Origin of the sequence: Mucilaginibacter sp. SJ (assembly GCF_028993635.1) — a bacterium.
In the GTDB taxonomy this organism is placed as follows: domain Bacteria; phylum Bacteroidota; class Bacteroidia; order Sphingobacteriales; family Sphingobacteriaceae; genus Mucilaginibacter.
The window spans coordinates 85895-107427 of the sequence record NZ_CP118631.1 but is presented as its reverse complement, the minus strand read 5'-3'; the positions used below and the strand labels follow the sequence as shown (position 1 = coordinate 107427).

General features: G+C 42.7%; 18 protein-coding genes and 1 other RNA gene. 11 read left to right on the top strand and 8 right to left on the bottom strand.

The features are described from left to right. Positions 1 to 10: 10 nt before the first annotated feature. Positions 11 to 1411 carry an MBL fold metallo-hydrolase gene (locus MusilaSJ_RS00465; RefSeq protein WP_274988121.1) on the top strand — a complete coding sequence of 467 codons (1401 nt, stop codon included), beginning with the start codon at positions 11 to 13 and terminating at the stop codon, positions 1409 to 1411. A 342-nt stretch (positions 1412 to 1753) separates the two neighbouring features. Here the strand turns inward: MusilaSJ_RS00465 and MusilaSJ_RS00460 are convergent, their stop codons facing one another. The 8 genes from MusilaSJ_RS00460 to dinB all read right to left on the bottom strand — a co-directional run bounded on the left by MusilaSJ_RS00460 (position 1754) and on the right by dinB (position 12836). Continuing rightward, the gene (locus MusilaSJ_RS00460) at positions 1754 to 2707 is read right to left on the bottom strand and encodes a D-2-hydroxyacid dehydrogenase (RefSeq protein WP_274988120.1); all 954 of its coding nucleotides are present in this window, start codon (positions 2705 to 2707) and stop codon (positions 1754 to 1756) included. Positions 2708 to 2788: 81 nt separating this feature from the next. Further along, positions 2789 to 3856 carry a 3-phosphoserine/phosphohydroxythreonine transaminase gene (gene serC, locus MusilaSJ_RS00455; protein ID WP_274988119.1) on the bottom strand — a complete coding sequence of 356 codons (1068 nt, stop codon included), beginning with the start codon at positions 3854 to 3856 and terminating at the stop codon, positions 2789 to 2791. Positions 3857 to 4058: 202 nt separating this feature from the next. Further along, the gene (rpe, locus tag MusilaSJ_RS00450) at positions 4059 to 4709 is read right to left on the bottom strand and encodes a ribulose-phosphate 3-epimerase (protein WP_274988118.1); all 651 of its coding nucleotides are present in this window, start codon (positions 4707 to 4709) and stop codon (positions 4059 to 4061) included. 571 nt (positions 4710 to 5280) lie between these two features. After that, positions 5281 to 7866, bottom strand: coding sequence for a BamA/TamA family outer membrane protein (locus MusilaSJ_RS00445; protein ID WP_274988117.1), 2586 nt, complete (start codon positions 7864 to 7866; stop codon positions 5281 to 5283). Positions 7867 to 8115: 249 nt separating this feature from the next. Then, positions 8116 to 8814 carry a LytR/AlgR family response regulator transcription factor gene (locus MusilaSJ_RS00440; RefSeq protein ID WP_274988116.1) on the bottom strand — a complete coding sequence of 233 codons (699 nt, stop codon included), beginning with the start codon at positions 8812 to 8814 and terminating at the stop codon, positions 8116 to 8118. Between the two features lie 3 nt (positions 8815 to 8817). Then, entirely contained in the window at positions 8818 to 9861 is a 1044-nt protein-coding gene (locus tag MusilaSJ_RS00435) for a sensor histidine kinase (protein ID WP_274988115.1), read from the bottom strand. An 18-nt stretch (positions 9862 to 9879) separates the two neighbouring features. Next, positions 9880 to 11094: an acyltransferase family protein gene (locus tag MusilaSJ_RS00430; RefSeq protein WP_274988114.1), complete on the bottom strand. Its 1215-nt coding sequence runs from the start codon at positions 11092 to 11094 to the stop codon at positions 9880 to 9882. Between the two features lie 557 nt (positions 11095 to 11651). Further along, complete coding sequence (gene dinB, locus MusilaSJ_RS00425; RefSeq protein WP_274988113.1) at positions 11652 to 12836, bottom strand: DNA polymerase IV; 1185 nt, start codon at positions 12834 to 12836, stop codon at positions 11652 to 11654. Positions 12837 to 12911: 75 nt separating this feature from the next. On the opposite strand from dinB, the gene MusilaSJ_RS00420 reads away from it, so the two are divergent. The 10 genes from MusilaSJ_RS00420 to MusilaSJ_RS00375 all read left to right on the top strand — a co-directional run bounded on the left by MusilaSJ_RS00420 (position 12912) and on the right by MusilaSJ_RS00375 (position 21470). Beyond that, the gene (locus MusilaSJ_RS00420; RefSeq protein WP_274988112.1) at positions 12912 to 13532 is read left to right on the top strand and encodes a 2'-5' RNA ligase family protein; all 621 of its coding nucleotides are present in this window, start codon (positions 12912 to 12914) and stop codon (positions 13530 to 13532) included. 12 nt (positions 13533 to 13544) lie between these two features. After that, positions 13545 to 14174, top strand: coding sequence for a 2'-5' RNA ligase family protein (locus MusilaSJ_RS00415; RefSeq protein WP_274988111.1), 630 nt, complete (start codon positions 13545 to 13547; stop codon positions 14172 to 14174). A 44-nt stretch (positions 14175 to 14218) separates the two neighbouring features. Then, an RNA gene (gene ffs / locus MusilaSJ_RS00410) (signal recognition particle sRNA small type) lies at positions 14219 to 14317 on the top strand. A gap of 86 nt (positions 14318 to 14403) precedes the next feature. Continuing rightward, the gene (locus tag MusilaSJ_RS00405) at positions 14404 to 15360 is read left to right on the top strand and encodes a YpdA family putative bacillithiol disulfide reductase (RefSeq protein WP_274988110.1); all 957 of its coding nucleotides are present in this window, start codon (positions 14404 to 14406) and stop codon (positions 15358 to 15360) included. A 434-nt stretch (positions 15361 to 15794) separates the two neighbouring features. Next, the gene (locus MusilaSJ_RS00400; protein ID WP_090527097.1) at positions 15795 to 16439 is read left to right on the top strand and encodes an N-acetyltransferase; all 645 of its coding nucleotides are present in this window, start codon (positions 15795 to 15797) and stop codon (positions 16437 to 16439) included. A 104-nt stretch (positions 16440 to 16543) separates the two neighbouring features. Further along, positions 16544 to 17767 carry an argininosuccinate synthase gene (gene argG, locus MusilaSJ_RS00395; RefSeq protein WP_274988109.1) on the top strand — a complete coding sequence of 408 codons (1224 nt, stop codon included), beginning with the start codon at positions 16544 to 16546 and terminating at the stop codon, positions 17765 to 17767. Between the two features lie 7 nt (positions 17768 to 17774). Beyond that, positions 17775 to 18179, top strand: a complete 405-nt coding sequence (locus tag MusilaSJ_RS00390; RefSeq protein ID WP_274988108.1) for a cupin domain-containing protein — start codon at positions 17775 to 17777, stop codon at positions 18177 to 18179. Positions 18180 to 18208: 29 nt separating this feature from the next. Then, the gene (gene argC / locus MusilaSJ_RS00385) at positions 18209 to 19246 is read left to right on the top strand and encodes an N-acetyl-gamma-glutamyl-phosphate reductase (RefSeq protein ID WP_274988107.1); all 1038 of its coding nucleotides are present in this window, start codon (positions 18209 to 18211) and stop codon (positions 19244 to 19246) included. Positions 19247 to 19315: 69 nt separating this feature from the next. Next, a complete protein-coding gene (locus tag MusilaSJ_RS00380; protein ID WP_274988106.1) occupies positions 19316 to 20443 on the top strand; it encodes an aspartate aminotransferase family protein in 1128 nt (375 codons plus the stop codon). A gap of 79 nt (positions 20444 to 20522) precedes the next feature. After that, a complete protein-coding gene (locus MusilaSJ_RS00375) occupies positions 20523 to 21470 on the top strand; it encodes an N-acetylornithine carbamoyltransferase (protein WP_091162677.1) in 948 nt (315 codons plus the stop codon). The last annotated feature ends 63 nt before the right edge of the window (positions 21471 to 21533 follow it).

Sequence of the window (21533 nt, the reverse complement as noted above, 5' to 3'; positions counted from 1 at the left end):
ACTTAAAACAATGAAACTAACTATACACGGCGCGGCCCGACAAGTAACCGGGAGCATGCATTTGCTCGAGGTTGGACAATATAAAATCTTAGTGGATTGCGGGCTTGATTATGAAAAAGACCGCAGTATCATATCTAACGAAAACTTTCCTTTTCGGCCCGAAGACATTGACGTGGTAGTACTTACCCATGCCCATATCGATCACTCAGGCAACCTGCCTACCTTGATCCGTTTAGGTTTTGAAGGGCAGATCCTTTGCACCCCTCCTACGGCAGATTTAACAGAATTACTTTTGCTCGATTCTGTAAATATCTTCATGCGCAAAGCAGCAAGCAAAGGCGGCCATCACAAACGCGGCAGGGGCAAATTTAATACCCATGCCCAACCATTATACATGCAAAAACATGTTATGGATACAGTGGAACGCTTTGTTACCATAGGATTTAACAAACCGTTTAGAATTACCGGCGATATCGAATTGACTTTTGTACCGGTAGGCCACCTGTTAGGTGCGGCGGCAGCCGTATTTAAAGTAAATGATAAAGGCGAAGAAAAATCAATAGCCTTTACCGGCGATATCGGCAGGAAAAATTATCCGGTATTGAATGATCCGCAGCCGCTCCCTCCTGTTGATTTCCTGGTTTCGGAAGCAACCTATGGTGGCCGCTACCACAGTAAGGATAAAACGGTTGAGCAAACCCTGATAGAGGTTATTGAAAAAGCCTGTATTAAAGAGCAGGGCCGTTTGATCATTCCGGCATTCAGCATCGGGCGTACACAATCACTGGTTTATACGTTGAACAAGGTCTTCAGTACCGGCTTACTGCCGCCGGTTAAAGTTTTTGTTGATAGTCCGATGGCTACACAGGCTACCGAAGTATTCAGGAAATACCATAACCACGTAAACCAGGAAGCCCAGGAGTTTTACCAAAAACGCGGTGATGAATTTGAGTTTGATAACCTTACCTATGTAGAAACGCTGAAGGACAGCCGGCAAATTTCCAATTACTGGGAGCCTTGTGTCATTATCTCATCCGCAGGAATGCTTGAAGGCGGCCGCATCCAGGACCATCTTTTTTACAATATCCAAAACTATTACGCCACCATTCTTTTCATAGGCTATTGTGCGAAAGGTACATTAGGTCATCGTTTATTGCGGGGAGATTCCATTGTCCACATTAAAGACCGTGAACTGGCCGTTTATGCCACCATTAAACAAACCGACGTACTAAGTGCCCACGGCGACCATGACGACCTGATGAATACCGTAAAAGCCATTGATAAAGCAAAGCTCAAACACATATTCCTGGTGCATGGCGAAGGTGAAAGTATGCAACTGTTAGCCAATGATCTTGAGAAAGAAGGTTATGGAGTGACTTTACCGGAGAAAGGTGTGTCGTATATTATATAACACGAACACTCCCGAATTAAAGCGAATTACACAAATTATAAGTAATATCTGCCGCGGGTTTAGCGCAGCGTAACCCGTGGCTGCCTATGGCTAAAGTTTTCAACTTTAGCCCCTTTCCACTTGAGTTGAAAACTCAAACTATTTTAAACCACGGGTTACGCCGCGCGAAACCCGCGGCAGTGATCGAAGCAATCGTACGGAAGCATAGCGGCCCTGTATAGCATGCGATTGCCGTGCTACGCCCGCAATTACATAAGATATATAAAACAAACGGCACGAATTTCATCAATTCGTGCCGTTTGTTTTATAGTTTGTATTCGCTCTAATTATAGCAAATTCGTGTTATGCTTTTTTGAAATGCCCGATAATTAAGCTCGCAAGCTCAACACCAATCCTTTCCTGGGCCTCATTGGTAGCAGCACCAATGTGTGGGGTCAGGGAAATTTTTGGATGGGTCAAGATCTCGGCACGTGGGGTTGGTTCATTGTCAAAAACGTCAAGTGCTGCAAATGAAACCTGGCCGCTGTTTAAAGCGTCAACCAAAGCGAGTTCATCAATTAAACCACCGCGTGAGATGTTTACCAGGCCAACACCTTTTTTAGTTTTAGCCAATTCCTCAGCACCAAAAAGAGCTTTGTCGATAAATGGAGTGTGTAAAGTAATAAAATCAGCAGTAGTGATGATTTCCTCAAGCGTCGATTTTTTTACAGATACTTTAACAGTAGTGCCACCGCCTAAAACAAGATCCAGCTCAGGGTTGAAATCAAAAAGGTCATAAGCCAAAACATCCATACCAACACCGATAGCTATTTTAGCTACTTCCCTGCCGATACGACCAAAACCTACGATACCTAAAGTTTTACCGCGAAGCTCAACGCCTTTAGCATAAGCTTTTTTCAGGTCGTTAAATTTGGTACCACCATCAACAGGCATTTTACGGTTGCTATCAGGCAAAAAGCGTACAGCTCCAAATAAGCTGGCGAATACCAATTCAGCAACTGATAATGAAGAAGATGCTGGCGTGTTGTAAACACCAATGCCTTTTTCTTTGGCATAATCAACATCAATATTATCAACACCTACACCACCGCGACCGATCAATTTCAGGTTAGGGGTAGCATCGATTAATGCCTTACGTACTTTTGTTGCACTACGTACAGTAATAGCATCATAGTTTTTTAATTTTTCAGGAAGCTCGTCCTGTGGGATATTGTTGGTATCAACGAAAAAGCCGGCATCTTCCAGCATTTTCTTACCTATCGGGTCGATACCGTCATTAGCTAATATTTTGATCATCTTATTTGGTCATTGAGTCATCAGGTCATTGAGTCATTGCCATAAAAATGACATAATGACTCAATGACCTAATGAAATAAATTATTTATTCTTTTCAGCAAATTCCTGCATTACGTCAATCAGCACATAGATGCTGCTTATTGGCAATGCGTTGTAAATTGAGGCACGGAAACCTCCTACACTCCTGTGGCCTTTAATGCCTACTATACCGCGTTCTTCAGCAAGTTTCAGGAATGGTTTTTCCAGTTCAGGGTTTTCCATTACGAAGCAAACGTTCATTTTTGAGCGGTCTTCAACAGCGGCCACTGCTTTGAACAAAGGGTTGCGGTCAATTTCTTCGTAAAGTACACGTGCTTTAGTAATGTTTTCCTGTTCAACTGCCGGCACACCGCCTTTTGCTTTTAACCACTTAAGGGTAAGCATTGATACGTAGATAGCAAATACCGGAGGAGTGTTGTACATTGAACCACCTTCAATTTGAGTTTGGTAGTTAAACATTGCAGGGATTTTGCGACCGGTTTTACCCAGCAAATCATCCTTTACGATAACCAAAGTAACACCTGCAGGGCCCATGTTTTTCTGAGCACCGGCATAGATCAAACCAAAATCGGCAACGTTAACCACGCGGCTGAAAATATCTGACGACATATCGCAAACCACCGGAATTGGCGATTTAAAGAACTCCTGCAACTGTGTACCGTAAATGGTATTGTTAGAAGTAATGTGAATATAAGCAGCATCAGCCGGGATTTGAAAATCCTTAGGGATGTAAGTAAAGTTGGCCTCTTTTGATGAAGCTACAATTTGTACTTCGCCAAAATATTTGGCTTCTTTTAAAGCTTTGTTAGCCCAAACACCGGTTTCCACATAAGCAGCTTTGCCGCCTTCTGGTAACAGGTTGTAAGGAGCTAAAGCAAATTGGGTGCTGGCGCCACCTTGCAGAAACAATACCGAATAACCTTCAGGAACGTTGAATAATTCTTTTACCAGGCTAACAGCTTCGTCTAAAACGGCCTCAAACTCTTTTGATCGGTGCGAAATTTCAAGCAAAGAGAGTCCAGTACCATTAAAATCAATAACTGCTTCTGAAGCTTGCTTTAAAACTTCGTGTGGTAGAATGCCAGGTCCGGCACCAAAATTATGTTTCATAATATTAACGAATTGTAGGTTCTAAATACACTATTAGGAAGTTTGTATTTTGTTGGGCCGAAGTTAATTAATTTGACAAAATATATAGACATTATTTACATTTTTTGAAAAAATATACAATTAATCAACAAACGGGCCTTTGATTGCAAATAATTAAACTAACCCTACAAGGCTGGTTTAATTATTATCATTATAATAACTTTTAGGGATGTTTGAGTTTTGAAATTGCGGCCACCTGGTTGGCCGAAGAGAACACTGAAGTGCCCGCAACGAATACATTTGCACCGGCTTCTATCAGTTTTGCTACATTATTGGCATCTACCCCACCGTCAATCTCAATAAGCAGGTCAGGATTTTTTTCGGCACTTAGTGTCCTGAGTTCTTTGATCTTTTTATAAGTATTATCAATAAAGTGCTGAGCCCCGAAACCCGGATTAACCGACATGATCAAAACCATATCCAGGTCGGCGACAATATCCTCCAGCATAAATACAGGGGTAGCCGGGTTAATGGCGACAGCCGCTTTACAGCCTAATTGCTTAATAGCCTGAACGGTGCGGTGCAAATGCGGACAAGCTTCCTGGTGCACAGTAATACTATCGGCTCCGGCATCTTTAAACGCCTTAAGGTAACGATCGGGGTCAACTATCATCAGGTGTACGTCAAGCGGCTTGGTGGCGTGTTTTTTTACAGCACTTACAACGGGAAAGCCAAAAGAGATATTTGGAACAAACATGCCATCCATAATATCAACGTGGATCCAGTCGGCTTCGCTGTTATTGATCATTTCAATATCGCGTTGCAGGTTGGCAAAATCGGCCGCTAAGATAGATGGTGCTATGAGGTGATTCATATGCAAATATATAAAAGCAGGTAATCTATGGGACTGATAGTGTAATTATTTTTATGGGAGAATTGTAAAAAAGAGCCTGTCCCAAAATCGCCATTCTCCATAAAAAAATGAAATAATGCAGACGACGTTTTTTAACTGTTCCATTTTTTGAGTGTAAAAACACGAAACACCTTAAAAATGAAACAAACTGAAAATCAATGATTTAATATATCTCGCGAAACACCACTAATATCTGATAATCAATGGATAAAACTTTTAAGAATAAAAAACATGCGTTTCAAAAAAGCACTTTATTCCCCCTGTTTTTTGGTGATTTTTGGCTGTTTTTCTGGATTTTTTGCTCAAACTTTAAATTAAACGAAAGGTACTGACAGAACAGAGCCACCAAAAAATGCGGTTAATTTAGCTAAAGCTGAACGCTTTTAACATGTCCAATCTTAGCAGGTTCAAGCGTCCTCTGCTTGAACCCATGCCATATGTTGAGCGTCCACGCTTAACATTTAACCACGAGCGTGGACGCTCCTGCAAAAAAATCATTCAAGCGTGGACGCTTGAACGGGCGTTTCTTCATCTAAAACCTAAACCCAATAGATATATAAGGCAACGATCCTTCTTTTGAAAAGCCCATTACAGCCTCAATCAATACCAGCTGAGCAGGGATGATATACAAACCACCGCCATAGCCATCATGCCACCTATCCGATGATTCTCCCGGCACCCACACCCTGCCTACATCATTAAAGCCGATCAGGCCGAATGAGCCGGGGAGCAGGTATGAAGTAAAATCAAGCACTTTCAGTCGAAGTTCAAGATTGTTATAGGCTATGGTACGACCGGTAAACCTGTTGGTATGAAAACCCCGGAAATTTTGTGCCCCGCCAAGTTTCATCTGCTGAAAATAGGCTGCGTTACCTACCGTAGTACCTAATCCTGTTCGGTTAGCTATTACCAATACCGAGTCCTTGTCGGGATTTAAATAGAAACTAAACTCAGACAATACCTGCCCGTAGGTGTTATAACTTCCAGAACCGCCGCCGCTAAAGCCGCTTGCGGTGGTTGTCCACAAAATGCCTTGTGTTGGGATGATCAGTTTATTCCGCGTGTCAACCGTTGCATTAGCTGTTAAGCCGCCGTAGACCTTAGTCCCAAATACCTTCTCATCCGGAAACGCGGCATTATATCCATTCAAAAATCGTTCGGTATTGTTTGATGCTTTGCTGTTGTAAAATTGGCCCGCAATGCCGGCGCTTACATGTAGGTCTCCAAAACTGCGGTGCAGGGAAACGTCGCCGGTAACATAGTCATAGCGGTTACGATAGTACGAGATCTTCCTGTCGTCCTTATTTTCAAAAACGGTGTTATTCCCAATTCCGAAAAAATTGCTCAGGTTGCTTGGCCCTCGCGAAAGCAGGTTGATCTTCAGGTCGTTTTCACCGATTGCTTTTTTCCAGTCGGCGGTATAGGTAAACAAAAATGATTTACGCCCCAGTGAATAATTGGTCAAAAATTCTTCGCGGAAAGCATACGGTTCCTTACGAAACCCATGCCGCTCGTATGAGAAGCCTCCAATCAGTAAAATACCGATATCATTGCTGTAATTGGCCAGGATAATTGGCTCAAACCTGTCGAACTTAAAGGCAGTTTTATCATAGCTATTTACCGCCGTGTCTGTTGATGTACGGTTTTTAGCCAGCGATGACGAAGGCAGTACATTTTTCTCATCCGAACGGTCGTATATATACATTCTGCCCCTGTTATTTAAACTGCTGTCAACCGCAAAGGTATCCATCCCCTCCCCACCTATCATCCGCACAGTTATGGGCGATGGCGTTGAGCCCGTCACCTTAAATAAATCGTCGCCATCAAAGCCATACATTCTTATCTCTTTGGTAACATCTGGTTTAAAAGTACGCTGGTAGGTAACCTTATCAACGCTGCCGTCTTTCTTTATCTTATTTATAGTAAGCGTAATGTCACCATTAGTTTCATGAGCCACAGTAAATTTGTCCGTTTTATCACTCGCTGGTACATCTACATATATGGAGATGAATTTATAATATTCAAGTGCCTGTTTTTGCAGGATGTTACGCCTCACTATCATTTTGCTGATGATCTCAGGCCCCGAAAGTTTGTAGATAGTATCGGGCATTAAATGCACCGCTTTTTTGATCAGGTCATCGGTCAGTTTGCTTTGCACATAGGCTATCTGTTCTTTCCAATCGTCTTCGCTCAATTGGTTCAGGAAATAGCGGTCGAAATAGCGAGCATTGAAATTCCATCCATTGATATCCCTGATCTCGTCACTGTAACCCTGAAATTTTGATTTGAGCCATTGATGTGCTACTATCCAGGGCAATACGCCCGAAGTTTTATAGTACACCTGGTCACGGTCACGCGGAACAGGCTCGTAAACGGTTTCGTGCTTACCATCTATTTTTTCCCAGCGCCATTGGTCTTCGTGCCTGTCCCAATCACCCAAAAGCATATCTAACAGACGAGCGCGAAGTACAGTCTTCTGGTCAACCCGGTTATCATTGTCATCCCGTAGCTTGCGCTGTACCTTTTCGGTATTATCCGTTTTTTCGGCATCGAGCGGCTCCCGCTCTTCAAACAAAAACACCTGGTTAGCAAAATCCTTTTGATACTCACCAAAAGCAGGATCATCAGGAACATAAACAATTTTAGGGTTGGAATGCGGAACGCCAAGCGCTTCGGCCAGCGGCGGTACGGTAAGTGCCGAAAAGGGATGCGCGGCCGAAACCTGGTCTTGCAGGATATCTTTGGCTACCGTTGGCCGCAGATCAACAGGCAGGCCTTTTTCAGGATACTTTTGAATGGTGCGCAGTACCCATTGCTGGCCGGTAGGATCCTGAAGGCGTAATGATTTGGTTTGTTTGCCCCCACCCCTTTGCAATATTTTAAGTCCACCCTTTTCGGCGGTAAGGTGAAATACCGGCAAGGTGACGGGTGCCGCCCAAAGCTTACGGTAATTATCGCCTAAAAAAAATTGGTGGGTACCGCTTACATTATTATAAGATGGTTCGATGGCCAGTTTTACACTGTCGACACCGGTTTGAGCATATGAAATATTGCCGGCTAAACATAGGCCGGCCGTTAAAAAAATGGATAAAGCGTTGAACAGTTTTTTGCCGCCCATGAGGTTTTGTAAGTAATACAACAGAAGAATAATGCATATTACAAAATAGTTTTAATTATCCACAGGGAAATCACTTTTAAAAATCTATGCTAAGAAAAAGCGAAGAAATATGAAATTTTCACACTAATTTTTACGTATTAATCGAATTACACGAATTTCAAATCTACGCTATTGAAAAATTTGTGCAATTCGATTAATTGTGGCAAGCGAGAAAAATAATTCGTGTAAAAATTTTTGATCCTATTATTGCTACCTGGACTGATTAATCAACGTATGCATCACCTGATCTTTAAGCTGCCTGCTAATAGGTACCTCAAACGTGCCAATGTGCAGCATATTCCCTTCTATCGATGTAATTTTATTGTTGGCAACAATGTATGACTTATGGGTTTGCATGAATTTACGCGCAGGCAATTTTTCAGCAAAGGCCCGCAGGGTACTGTGGGTTATGATCTTACGTGCAGGGGTATAAATCTCTACATAGTTTTCCATGCCTTTAATGAACAACACTTCGTCAAAAATTATCTTTTCGAGCTTACCATTGCTTTTAACAAACAGATAATCAGAAACTTCCGAGTTATTTCTTAAATCAAAGTAATCCTTGGCTTTAAAAGCTGCCTTCATAAAGCGCTCAAACGGGATAGGTTTAAGGAGATAGTCGAGCACATCCAGGTCAAAACCATCTGTAGCGTATTCTTTAAACGCGGTAGTAAAGATCACTTTTGGCGGATTGGGCAACGAACGAATAAATTCAACCCCGGTTAAATGCGGCATCTGGATATCCAGGAATAGCAGGTCTACCTGTTGCCGGGCCAGCAACGCCCCCAGTTCCATTGCATCTTCACATTGTGCTTTCAGGTCAAAAAAACCCGCTTTTTTAACATAGCCTTCCAGGCCCTTACGGGCAAAGGGTTCATCGTCGGTAATAATGCAGCTAATTAATGCCATCTTTTATATATTCAATTCAAGTACTGCCGTATAATGATCTTCTTCGCGGCCAGCGGTTAGTTTATGTTTATCCGGATAAAGCAATTGCAGCCTGCGGCTTAAGTTTTCCAAACCAATACCGCTGTAATTATCGGGCGCTTTCATATTCGGCGGCACATCGTTATAAACTTTAAAAACAAATCTATTGTCAATAATGCAGCCTTCAATGGCTATTTTATATTCACCACCTATATATTTAAAGGCGTTTTCAACCAGTGGCAGCAAAAGCAGGGGATAGATGAGCTGATCCGTCAAACATCCTTCAAAATTAACACTGAGCCGCATTTTGCTGCTCGCCCTGATCTGCTGCAGGCGGATATAATTTTCAAGATACTCCAGCTCCTGCTTAACGGGCACTTGCTGGTGTTGGTCATAAAGCTGATAACGCAACAGGCTCGATAGTAATTCGGTACTCTTTTTGGCACCGGGCACATCTTCATCCATCTGGAAATAAATAGTATTCAGGGCATTAAATAAAAAATGCGGATGATATTGAGCTTTTAGAAACTTCAATTCAGTTTCCAGTTGGTCATTGGTGAGCTTTTCCAGTTGCATCTTATTATTTACATAAGCCTTTAGCCAGGTACTGCTACGTGCAATTCCATAATAAACAATAGCGTACAAAGTGGGGATCATGTTAATATCAGCCACATCTGCCCAGGGTATCAGCTCATCTATGCCCTGGCTTACGTGCAGAGCCATGACCATCGGAACAAATACGACGTTCACTAATATCAAATTTGCTCCCACCAATATGGCCAGTTCCCGCACTACAGCCCCGTAGGATAGCTGTACCGTCCGGTGCCTGTCATAGTACTTAAAAAGCCGTTCAAAAATATAGATTGCCAAATAGCCCACCAATATTGAACAGGCCATTTCAATGGCATTAACATAAAAATCCCTTTCCCAAAAATGCTGACCAATGTCAGTATCATGCAACAGCCTTACGGTAAAATATACCAATAAGCCATACAATGCCGGAAAAATGTACTTCCTGAAAAATTTCATACCGTTAAATTAAAAATTTCATGCAGAAAGCGCTTCAACAGGCTTTATTTCTTCTGCAGGTAGTTCAATAATTGATTTACGTGTATCCCTGGGTTTCATACCAAATAAAAACCGGGTTAACGCGTACGGACGTATTAGTAAATGATAGATAAGCACCGTTACAAAAAAGGTAATGCCCACGGTATAAATGTATTTTGAAAGGATGCTTTCATTTTGCGTTTGCACAATATAATAAGCCAATAAAACAATAACGGTTTGGTGCAATATATAAAACGGATATACCGCCTGGTTTAAATAATTGAGCACATGATGGGTCCGGTTAAAATAATGCTTGCCATATCCTACCAGGGCAAGCACCCATCCCCAGGCAATGGTTGGCCGTAAAGCGGTAAAGGCATACGAAAAAGCGATATTTTGAAAAGGCCAGTGAGGATGCAATGGTTCGATACCGTTCCAGCGCATGACTTCCCATGTCATCAGGCTTAAAAAGCCTATGGTTAGGGCAAAACGACGGTTGCGCTCAAGGCTGTCCATTAGTTTAGGCTGCAGGATACAGATAAAACCTGCCAGCAAAAATAATAGCCAGTAAACAAAGTAACTGCCATCATGGATCAGGTCGTTGGTTTCGGGCAGGTCCCAACTGGTGAAGGTAAACCACAGGATGCCGGGCAGCATTAGTAAATATACCAATTTCCCTTCGGCCAAGACCGCCAGTTTTTGTTTAAAGGCGCTGCTTTTGGACGAGATCATCCAGGCGAATAAAGGCGCGAAGATGAGATCATAAAGAAACAGATAGGCAATAAACCAAAGGTGGTGCCAGCTGAAATTGCCTTTGGGATATGGCTGAAAGTTAAATGTACTGGGATAAAAATCCAGGAATGAGCCTTTGTAGCCATTGGCCAATCGTTCCATGTAGATCTGCGGTGGCACAATGATGAACATGCCCACCAAAAGCGGAATAAAAAGCCGGCGGAAACGCAAGCCGATGAAACTGAGTGTAGAGCGCCGCTGCATCATGTAGTAACTCACGGTACCTGAAATAAAAAAGAGCAGCGGCATGCGAAAAAGGTGCAAAAAATGGTTTGATTCCATCATCAGGTTGCTGGTTTCGTGGTTTTTGATGTGCCAGCCATCTTCGGCAACAAAGGGCATTGCCGAATGAAAAAATAACACCCCCAATATGGATAAGATCCTCAGCCAATCGAGGTAAGTTTGACGTTGTGTGGTTTCCATGATTTCTTTTTTTATCAAAAGAAGTCACAACCCATCGCCCCATAAAATTACTTTGACCAATGGTAAAAAACCTTTGACCATTGGTTGAAAACAAGAACATTCCCCACGGCGGCCAGAGGCCGTTTGATAGTTGCCACCCGGCTGGAGCCGAGCGGCGTTCGGAAGATTTTTAATTCCCTCCCTTGGGAGGGGTGTGGCTGGAATGTGTAGTGGCAGGGAGGGGTTTATGCACCTTTGCAAAAACGGCTATACCTGTAAATGAAACCCCTCCCTACACCCCAATGTCATTAAGTTAAGGAAAATCCCCCAGAGGGGGAACAGGTTTGTAGCAAAATATTATACCGATAACAACCGTGCCAGAGGTACGGAACACCGGAGTTGTGTACCGCTGGCACACCAAAAATCTATTCAAAATGGTTTCTACAAACCTTTTGCACCTCTGGTGCAGCTTGTCAATCTCTTAACTTAATGACATTGCCCTACACCCTCCCAGGGGAGGGAATCGCACAATCCTGCGCCTTTTTTAAACAATTAACTCGTCACAAAACAATCAACGGTCAGCCGCGCATAAACGGATTAAAATTCCTTGTACCAATCTCCATTCCTGCCGCCCGGCAGATGGTTTTATCGCCGAACTTGAAATTGATCTGATCCATGGCCTGGTAAAGTTTGATGCGCTCTTCATTATCCTCAAACAGGTTGATCTGGTAACTGCCCGTACAAAGATCACTCAACCGCACACCTATCAACCTGATGGGCCGATGCTGGTCCCAGGCCATTTTAAACAGGTTCTTTACACCGGGGATCAGGATATGTTCTGCCGCCGTAAGTGCTATCTTTTGTTGTTGGGTATGGGTTTCAAAATTACCGTATCGCAACTTAATAGCCAGGCACGATGAAAGCTTGTTTTCCCGTCGTAATTTGGACGATAGCTCTTCGGTCATCGACACTAAGGTAGTTTCAAGTGTGCGATGATCAGATACATTGGTATGAAAAGTATGTTCGGTGCTAATGGATTTCCTGTCGGAATGGGAAACGATTTCGCTATGATCGATACCATTGGCTTTTTCCCAAAGGGAATGACCATATTTACCAAAAACAGTTTCCAGGAAACGAATATTGGTGCGTTGCAGATCACCTATTTTTTCGATGCCGTATTGATATAACTTATTGCGGGTACTTTCGCCCAGGCCGGGTATCTTACCAATGTTAAGCGGTGCCAGGAACTTTAGCTCATCACCATGCTTTACAAACATTTGTCCGTTGGGTTTGGCCTGGTTAGTGGCCATTTTGGCTATCGTTTTGCCCGATGCCATACCGAAGGATATGGGCAGGCCCGTTTCTTTAATTACTTTCTGCCTAAGCTTAGTGGCTTCATAGTAACAATCAAAAAAGCGGTCCATACCGGTGTAATCAATGTAAAACTCATCAACCGATGTTTTTTGATAGAGGGGCACCGTATCGTGAATGATCTGCGTAACCTCGCGTGAGGCTTCGCCATAGCGCCCGTGCGAACCGCGAATAAGAATGGCATGCGGACAAAGCTTTAAAGCTTGCCGGGTAGGCATAGCGGAATGCACACCAAAAGCCCTCGCCTCATAACTGCAGGAAGCCACAACTCCCCTTTCGGCCGAGCCCCCTATGATCACAGGCTTACCGATCAGTTCAGGATGAAACTTCCGCTCTACCGAAACGAAGAACGAATCAAGATCAATGTGTACAATATGACGTTTAACTTCCACATACCAAAAATGCTAATATTTTTTGTATTTTGCTAATTTTATTAGCATATTTGACATATAGAAATTGTGAAGCAAATGAGTATGTATGAGGATTACCTGATGTTATTATCGCCCCCCGAAAATGTAAAGCATGAGATTGCGCGCTACAAAAAAGCATCGGCAAGGCTTATCGGTAGTTATAAAAGTATGGATTCGCCTGCTCATATTTCTGTTCAGCACCTGGAAAGGCAAAAGCCCTTTATGGCGGATAAAAACCTGGAATTGATGGGACAGGCCCTGAATACCATGCCACCGATATTGCTGCATATGGATGGTTTTTATCATTTCACCCATCTGCATAGCTGCATGACCATTTATGCTAACATCCGTGCAACACCCGCTACCGACGAATGGTTTAACACTTTAAAAAAGAAGCTGCGCATTAAAAAGAATATTATCCCACATATAACGGTTGTGCGTGATATTGCCGAAAAAGATTTCGATATACTTTGGCCTCATTTTAAGCATAAAAAATTGGTGGAACCTTTTTGGGTTAAAGAACTTACCATATTAAAACGTGATACACTTGATGCCTTTGCCAAATGGAATAAGTTTAAGGTTTTTGAATTTAAAAACATGACCGCTCCGGGTTATACCCGCGATGAACTGGAACTGCTTAAAGCCGGCGACCCTGATCAGATCAATTTATTCATTTAAAATTTAACAATCATGGACTACGCATTTTATCATTTTATCCTCCCGATACCTGATCATGTAGATGTTATGATCCGGAAATTAAAAAGCGAAGCAAAACGTGTTATCGGTAATTATCCCAGCATGCATGCCCGGTCGCACATCACTATCAACAATTATCCGCGCAAACCACTGGATGTGGACGTTCAGGGCTTTTCGTTCCTGAGCCGGAAACTTAGTTTGTTGCCTCCTGTGGTTTTTGAGATAGATGGGTTTGATTGCTTCAATGAGAGCAACGATTATAACAAAACCATTTTTGCCCGGCTTAAACTCACCGAACAAAATAAATACTGGCTCAAATTACTAAAGGGTATTGTTGGCGACAGCAGCACGATACCCCATATCACGGTAGCAAGGGCTATCACTCCCGAACAATTTAACCTGCTTTGGCCCCATTTTCAAAAGCGGGAAATGAAGGTGAAATTTGTTGTTAACCGGCTTACGATTTTGAAAAATCTGTTGCTGGATATTGACCAACATGCTAAAACTTATCGGGAATTTGAATTTCGGGGAGATGAAAACGTGTTAACGAAGTACGATAACCTAGCTATAGCAAGGCAAATTAAAAATTATCCATCTATAAATCAACAGATAAGCCTTTTTTAACATTTTCTTAACCATAAACGCTACCTTTTTCTATATTTGCGCCGGGGTAAGTCTTTTACGGCCAGCTCCTCTTGAACTCCCCCAGGGTGGGAACGCAGCAAGGGTAGAGAGTTGAGCGGCGCGATAAAAGTAGCTTACCCTTTTTTATTTTCTTATTTTTGCCGCACCGGCAAACATGCCCCGAACCTGCACCGGTTCAGGATTTCTTTAATTTCTTAACTGTATATAAATGCTCGATATATTCATTATTGGCGGTGGCCCGATAGGTTTAACTTGCGGACTTGCTGCTCAAAAAGCCGGTTTAAGTTTCGTAATTGTCGAAAAAGGCACACTTGTAAATTCATTGTACAACTATCCCGCTACCATGACTTTTTTTTCTACATCCGAGAAGCTTGAAATTGGTGGCGTTCCTTTTGTTACCGTACACAACAAACCAACCCGTAATGATGCCCTGGAATATTATCGCCGCGTAGCACTTTCAAATAACCTGCCCATTCATCTTTTTGAAGAAGTTACTGAAGTAAAACCCGAAGATGGCTTTTACACCATAACCACAAAAAAAGCAACCTACCAGGCTAAAAAAGTGATCCTTTCAACCGGGTTTTATGATATTGCAGTTAACCTCAATATCCCCGGCGAAAATCTGCCCAAAGTAAAACACTACTACCAGGACCCTCATTATTATACCCTGCAAAAAGTGGTGGTAGTTGGCTCAAGCAATTCGGCTATTGATGTGGCCCTGGAAACCTACCGTAAAGGTGCCGAGGTAACACTGGTGATCCGCGGCAGCGAAGTGAGCAACCGCGTTAAATACTGGGTACGACCCGATATTATTAACCGAATTAAAGAAGGGAGCATTAAAGCTTATTTTAACGCTAATCTTGAGGCCATTCGTGAAAACGAAGTGGATATTCAAACTCCGGAAGGCTTAATCACCATCCCCAATGATTTTGTAATGGCGATGACAGGCTATAAACCGAACTTTGAGTTCCTGAAAAAGCTTGGTATTATACTTTCTGAAGATAAATTCATCCCCCAATACAACCCCGAAACCATGGAAACAAACATGCCTGGTTTATACCTTGCAGGCGTGGTTTGCGGCGGCCTGGATACCCACCTTTGGTTCATCGAAAACTCGCGTGTTCATGCTGATATGATTATCACGGATATTATGTTGAAAAAGTGAGTGGTTTATGAGGTTGATTGGATGAATGGTTCTATTTGTGAAACAACGCTTTGCGGACAAAATCAAACTACTCACTCAATAAACTTAATCAACCACTCACCAACCCGCAAATAATCGCATTTTTTTCTTGTATAAATAAAATTTTATAGCCTATTTTGCAGCGAAATTAAAAACACAGTAATTCAATAAAAAAAATGAATATACCAAGCTTAAATAAGCCCGCTACAAGAGCAAGTTTTGCTCCGGTTGCTGCTGCCTTGGGTTCAACTGTTTTTTTAAACTGCCCTCTCCGACGAAGGACCTACATGCCGCGGGTTTGAATTAATTTTTCTCCTGTCCACACAAAAAGAGTTTTTTAAACGTCTTTTTAAAAAAACCATCTAATTATTTAAGGCTGATAAAGCCAATTAATTTCACGGTAATTATCTATTTAAATGACAATACAAGATTTTGATATTCAGGTTGCTACTGCACAGCATGTAGATTATGCCACTATGATTTGCGATGAGATGGCCGAATCGGCCAAGGCGCGCGGAACTGGTATAGCTACACGCTCGCCCGAATATGTTGCTAATAAAATGCTTGAGGGCAAAGCTGTCATCGCTCTCCATAAAGACGGCACCTGGGCCGGTTTCTGCTATATTGAAACCTGGAGCCACGGCGACTTTGTTGCCAACTCGGGCCTTATTGTTAATCCGCAGTTCCGCAAAGCGGGGTTGGCGAAGGCCATTAAACACCGCATTTTCCAGTTATCGCGTACCAAATACCCTAATGCCAAAATATTTGGGTTAACAACAGGTCTGGCGGTAATGAAGATCAACTCGGAGCTTGGTTACGAGCCGGTTACCTATTCAGAACTAACCCAGGACGAAAATTTTTGGGCCGGCTGCAAAAGCTGCGTAAACTTTGACATTTTAACCAGCAAAAACCGCAAAAACTGCATGTGCACAGCCATGCTCTTTGATCCTGCAGAAAAACAGAAAGAGTACGAAGAAAAAATGCAGCGCATTACGCATAAAGCGACTTTGCTTGAGCGTATTGAGAACGCCATAAAGAAACGTATAAAACATGATGTTTAGGATTTAGGTCAAAGGTTAACACCTGTAAATTAATAAAACAGATCACCATAATTGATAAGTAAAGCTTTAAGCCTTGTGCCTTTAGCTTTAAGCTCACCAAAAACATGAAGAAAAAAGTAGTATTAGCTTATAGCGGAGGTTTAGATACCTCTTTTTGCTGTATTTATTTAACACAGGACCTTGATTATGAGGTTCACTCGGTTATTGTAAATACCGGCGGTTTTAGCGAGGAAGAGTTAAAAGGCGTTGAAGAACGCGCTTATAAAATGGGCGTTACTTCACACCATGTGGTTGATGAAACTGAAAACTTTTACAACACCTGCGTACGCTTTTTAATTTACGGCAACGTATTAAAAAACAACACCTATCCTCTATCTGTAAGTGCCGAGCGCGTAAGCCAGGCTACAGCTATTGCTAACTACGCTAAAGAAATTGGTGCTGAATTTGTTGCCCATGGCAGTACAGGCGCAGGTAACGACCAGGTGCGTTTCGACATGATCTTTAACATCCTTGTACCTGAAGTAAAGATCATCACCCCTATCCGCGACCTGAAACTAAGCCGCGAAGAAGAGATCGAATACCTGAAAAAACATGGTGTTGATATGAACTTCGAGAAAGCCAAATACTCTATCAACAAAGGGATCTGGGGTACATCGGTAGGTGGTAAAGAAACTTTGACTTCAAACCTTGGCCTGCCAGAAGAAGCATGGCCTACACAGGTAACTGCATCTGAAGTAAAAGACCTTGTACTTACTTTTGAAAAAGGCGAGTTGGTAGCCATCGGTGATGAAAAATACGATCATCCAACAAAAGCTATCCAGGCCTTACAGGCTATTGCTCAGCCTTATGGCATTGGCAGGGATATTCACGTTGGTGATACTATTATCGGTATTAAAGGCCGTGTAGGTTTTGAGGCCGCCGCTCCTATGGTGATCATCAAAGCTCACCATACTTTAGAGAAACATGTGCTAACCAAATGGCAGCTTTCATGGAAAGATCAGTTATCATCTTTCTATGGCAACTGGCTGCATGAAGGTCAGTTTCATGACCCGATCATGCGCAATATCGAGGCTTTTTTAACCGATACTCAGAAAAACGTTACAGGTAAAGTATTTGTTCAGTTACATCCATATCGCTTCCAGGCAGTAGGCATTGAATCACCATACGATCTGATGTCGAACAAGTTTGGCAGCTACGGCGAAATGAACAACGCCTGGAGCGGCGAAGACGTTAAAGGGTTCTCTAAAATATTTGGTAACCAGGTAATGATCTATCATAAAGTAAATGCCGCCCCCCAGCCCCCTGAAGGGGGAGCAAATGCTCAATAAAGAAAGAATGGCTAATCCAATCAATGAATCCAACGTTCCGGTTCCCCCTTTAGGGGGCGGAGGGGGCGTATTTTCAAAAGGTGACTGCTTAAAGCACTATAACTGGGGCGATGATTGCCATGGCTGGACTTTCATTGATACAGAAGCGTTATCTGTTAAACAGGAGTTAATGCCACCAGAGACTGCCGAGCAATTGCATTACCACGAAAAGGCCACACAGGTATTTTTTATTTTAAAAGGGCGGGCTACATTTTCGATAGACGGTGAGGTTATCGTATTAAAACCCGAACAGGGTATCGAGATCCATCCGGGTCAAAAGCATTTCATCAGCAATAACGACCGAAGCGACCTCGAGTTTATTTTATATTCATATCCATCTACAAATAATGATCGGATAAATTTAGCCCCCTAACCCCCTAAAGGGGAATAATTGTTAAAATTATGACTGAATTTAAAGATAATAATGACGCTACTCTTGCTCCCCCTTCAGGGGGCCGGGGGGCGATACGTGCAGGTATAGTTGGCGGAGCAGGGTACACCGGTGGCGAAATGCTCCGGATCCTGATCAATCACCCTAATGTGGAGATAGCTTTTGTTCACAGCAACAGCAACGCGGGTAACTATGTTTACCAGGTACATACCGACCTGTTTGGTGATACCGATCTGAAATTTGTGGCCGAATTATCTACAGATATTGATGTACTTTTCCTTTGCGTTGGCCACGGTGACGCCAAAAAGTTCCTGGAAGCAAACGTTATCCCCGATTCGGTTAAGATCATTGACTTAAGCCAGGATTTCAGACTGAACCAAAACTCAACTTTAAACGGCAAAAGTTTTGTGTATGGCTTGCCGGAGTTGAACCGTGAGGCTATTAAAACAGCCTCTAATATTGCCAACCCCGGTTGCTTTGCTACCTGTTTGCAATTGGGTTTACTTCCGCTGGCTTCAAAAGGTTTTCTGAATAACGAAGTTCACGTTACAGCTACAACCGGCTCTACAGGTGCCGGCCAAAGCTTATCGCCTACCTCGCATTTTACATGGCGTAATGATAACCTCTCTGTTTACAAAGCATTTAGTCACCAGCATTTAAATGAGATCGGTCAGTCATTAAGGCAGTTGCAAGCCGGCTTTGATAAGGCTATCAATTTTGTACCTTATCGCGGTGATTTTACCCGTGGCATTATTGCTTCAATTTATACTGAGAGCGATTTGAGCGAGGAAGAAGCATTAGCACTTTACCAAAGCTACTACGATGGTCATCCGTTTACGCATGTAACCAATCGCAACATTGATTTAAAGCAAATTGTGAATACTAATAAATGCTTTATCCAGGTAAAAAAACACGACAACAAAATATTCATTATCAGCATAATGGACAACTTACTTAAGGGCGCTTCCGGTCAGGCAGTACAGAACATGAACTTATTGTTCGGGCTGGACGAGCGCGCAGGCTTACGACTTAAGGGAATAGCGTTTTAGCCCCCCTGCCCCCTAAAGGGGGAGTAATTGTTTAATATTAATTTTAATTGCCTTTGAGGCTTCAATAATATGAATCTGTTCGACGTATATCCTATTAATCCGATCAACATAGTAAGAGGACAAGGAAGTTTAGTGTACGATAACCACGATACTGAATACCTTGATATGTATGGTGGTCATGCCGTTATTTCTATCGGTCATACCCATCCGCATTATGTTAAAAGATTAGAAGATCAATTACACAAGCTTGGCTTTTACTCTAACTCTATCGAGATTCCTATTCAAAAAGAGTTAGCGCAAAAATTAGGTAAGGTTTCGGGTAAAGAAGATTACCAATTATTCCTGTGTAACTCCGGTGCTGAGGCCAATGAGAATGCTTTAAAACTGGCTTCTTTTTATAACGGGAAGAAGAAAGTGATCGCATTCAGCAAATCATTTCACGGCCGAACATCGTTGGCGGTTGCTGTTACAGACAACCCTAAGATCGTTGCCCCGATCAATGAGACTGACAATGTGATCTTTTTGCCATGGGCTGATGAAACAGCACTGGAAGAAGCATTCAAAAACAACGAAATCTCTTCGGTAATTATCGAAGGTATTCAAGGTGTTGGTGGTATCCAGGTTGCACCTGAAGGCTTCCTGCAAAAGATCCGTTCGTTGTGCGACCAATATAACGCCGTTTTCATTGCCGATTCTGTACAATGCGGTTACGGCCGTACCGGAAAATTCTTCTCACATGATTTTGCCGGTGTGGATGCCGACATCTATAGCATGGCTAAAGGCATGGGTAATGGTTTCCCTGTTGGTGGTATCATTATTTCGCCAAAAATACAGCCGGCTTATGGCATGTTGGGTACCACTTTTGGTGGTAACCACCTGGCTTGCGCAGCAGGTTTAGCTGTACTTGAAACTATAGAACAGGATAACCTGTTGCAAAATACTGCTGAAGTTGGCGGTTACTTAATAAAGGAGCTTAACAAACTGGAGCAGGTTAAAGAAGTTCGTGGTCGTGGTTTAATGATCGGGATCGAATTGCCTGAGGAATTGGCCCATGCGCGTAAAGAGTTGCTAAACAAGCACCATATATTTACCGGCGAAGCTAAACCAAACGTGATCAGGCTATTACCTGCTTTAAATTTGACTAAGGCTCATGCCGATAGGTTCCTGGAAGCTTTTGTAAATGTATTGAATCAATAAGCCCTCTCTAAGTCTCCCCCTGAAGGGGGAGACTTAAAAAAATAAATAGCAGAACAACTCACCCAAAAATTGTAAGTTCATGAAACTATTCTCTTCTGTTAATGATGTTGCTGATGTTAACGCGCTTGTAAAAGAGGCATTGGCGCTTAAGCAGGATCCATTTGCCCACCAAAAGCTTGGTAAAAATAAAACACTTGCATTAGTGTTTTTAAATCCAAGTTTACGTACCCGTATGAGTACACAAAAAGCTGCTATCAATTTGGGCATGAATGTAATGGTGCTCAATATCGATAAAGAAGGCTGGGCACTTGAACTGCGCGACGGCGTCATCATGGATGGCACTACTGTTGAGCATATCCGTGAAGCCGCAGGCGTTATGGGCCAATACGCTGATATTATTGGCGTTCGTTCGTTCCCTGGCTTAAGGAACCGTGAGGAAGATTACAGCGAAATGATTTTCAATAAGTTTGTTGAATTTTGCAAAGTGCCAGTTGTTAGTTTGGAATCAGCTACCCGCCACCCGCTGCAAAGTTTGGCCGACTTGATCACTATTGAAGAGCTGAAAACAACAGCGCGTCCTAAAGTGGTTTTAACCTGGGCGCCGCATATCAAACCATTGCCGCAAGCTGTTCCAAACTCATTCTCGGAGTGGATGTGCAAGGCGGATGTCGACTTTACTATCGTGCAACCTAAAGGATATGAGCTTTGTACCGATTTTACCCAGGGTGCAAATATCTCTTATGATCAGGATGAGGCTTTAGCCGGCGCGGATTTCATCTACGTAAAAAACTGGTCGGCGTATGAGCCTTATGGCAATATATTAGGCAAACACGAAGAGTGGATGCTTACTAACAAAAAGCTGGAGCAAACCAACAATGCCAAAGTAATGCATTGCTTACCGGTACGCCGTAACCTGGAGCTCTCTGACGAAATATTAGACGGGCCAAACTCAATTGTGGTACACGAAGCCGGCAACCGTGTTTGGGCCGCTCAAGCTGTACTGAAACAGATGCTGGAAAGTTTGTAAGCAATTGTTATTGATATAAAAAGCAAGAGTCAAAACAAATCTGTCTTGGTTCTTGCTTCTTCC

Bases quoted from the DNA above. Each gene is read 5' to 3' on its own strand.
- rpe (WP_274988118.1), bottom strand. From the start codon at position 4,709: ATGAATCACCTCATAGCACCATCTATCTTAGCGGCCGATTTTGCCAAC.
- MusilaSJ_RS00380 (WP_274988106.1), top strand. From the start codon at position 19,316: ATGAATCTGTTCGACGTATATCCTATTAATCCGATCAACATAGTAAGA.
- MusilaSJ_RS00405 (WP_274988110.1), top strand. From the start codon at position 14,404: ATGCTCGATATATTCATTATTGGCGGTGGCCCGATAGGTTTAACTTGC.
- MusilaSJ_RS00440 (WP_274988116.1), bottom strand. From the start codon at position 8,814: ATGGCATTAATTAGCTGCATTATTACCGACGATGAACCCTTTGCCCGT.
- MusilaSJ_RS00415 (WP_274988111.1), top strand. From the start codon at position 13,545: ATGGACTACGCATTTTATCATTTTATCCTCCCGATACCTGATCATGTA.
- MusilaSJ_RS00435 (WP_274988115.1), bottom strand. From the start codon at position 9,861: ATGAAATTTTTCAGGAAGTACATTTTTCCGGCATTGTATGGCTTATTG.
- argC (WP_274988107.1), top strand. From the start codon at position 18,209: ATGACTGAATTTAAAGATAATAATGACGCTACTCTTGCTCCCCCTTCA.
- MusilaSJ_RS00445 (WP_274988117.1), bottom strand. From the start codon at position 7,866: ATGGGCGGCAAAAAACTGTTCAACGCTTTATCCATTTTTTTAACGGCC.
- MusilaSJ_RS00390 (WP_274988108.1), top strand. From the start codon at position 17,775: ATGGCTAATCCAATCAATGAATCCAACGTTCCGGTTCCCCCTTTAGGG.
- argG (WP_274988109.1), top strand. From the start codon at position 16,544: ATGAAGAAAAAAGTAGTATTAGCTTATAGCGGAGGTTTAGATACCTCT.
- MusilaSJ_RS00430 (WP_274988114.1), bottom strand. From the start codon at position 11,094: ATGGAAACCACACAACGTCAAACTTACCTCGATTGGCTGAGGATCTTA.
- MusilaSJ_RS00460 (WP_274988120.1), bottom strand. From the start codon at position 2,707: ATGATCAAAATATTAGCTAATGACGGTATCGACCCGATAGGTAAGAAA.
- MusilaSJ_RS00420 (WP_274988112.1), top strand. From the start codon at position 12,912: ATGAGTATGTATGAGGATTACCTGATGTTATTATCGCCCCCCGAAAAT.
- MusilaSJ_RS00465 (WP_274988121.1), top strand. From the start codon at position 11: ATGAAACTAACTATACACGGCGCGGCCCGACAAGTAACCGGGAGCATG.
- serC (WP_274988119.1), bottom strand. From the start codon at position 3,856: ATGAAACATAATTTTGGTGCCGGACCTGGCATTCTACCACACGAAGTT.
- MusilaSJ_RS00375 (WP_091162677.1), top strand. From the start codon at position 20,523: ATGAAACTATTCTCTTCTGTTAATGATGTTGCTGATGTTAACGCGCTT.
- MusilaSJ_RS00400 (WP_090527097.1), top strand. From the start codon at position 15,795: ATGACAATACAAGATTTTGATATTCAGGTTGCTACTGCACAGCATGTA.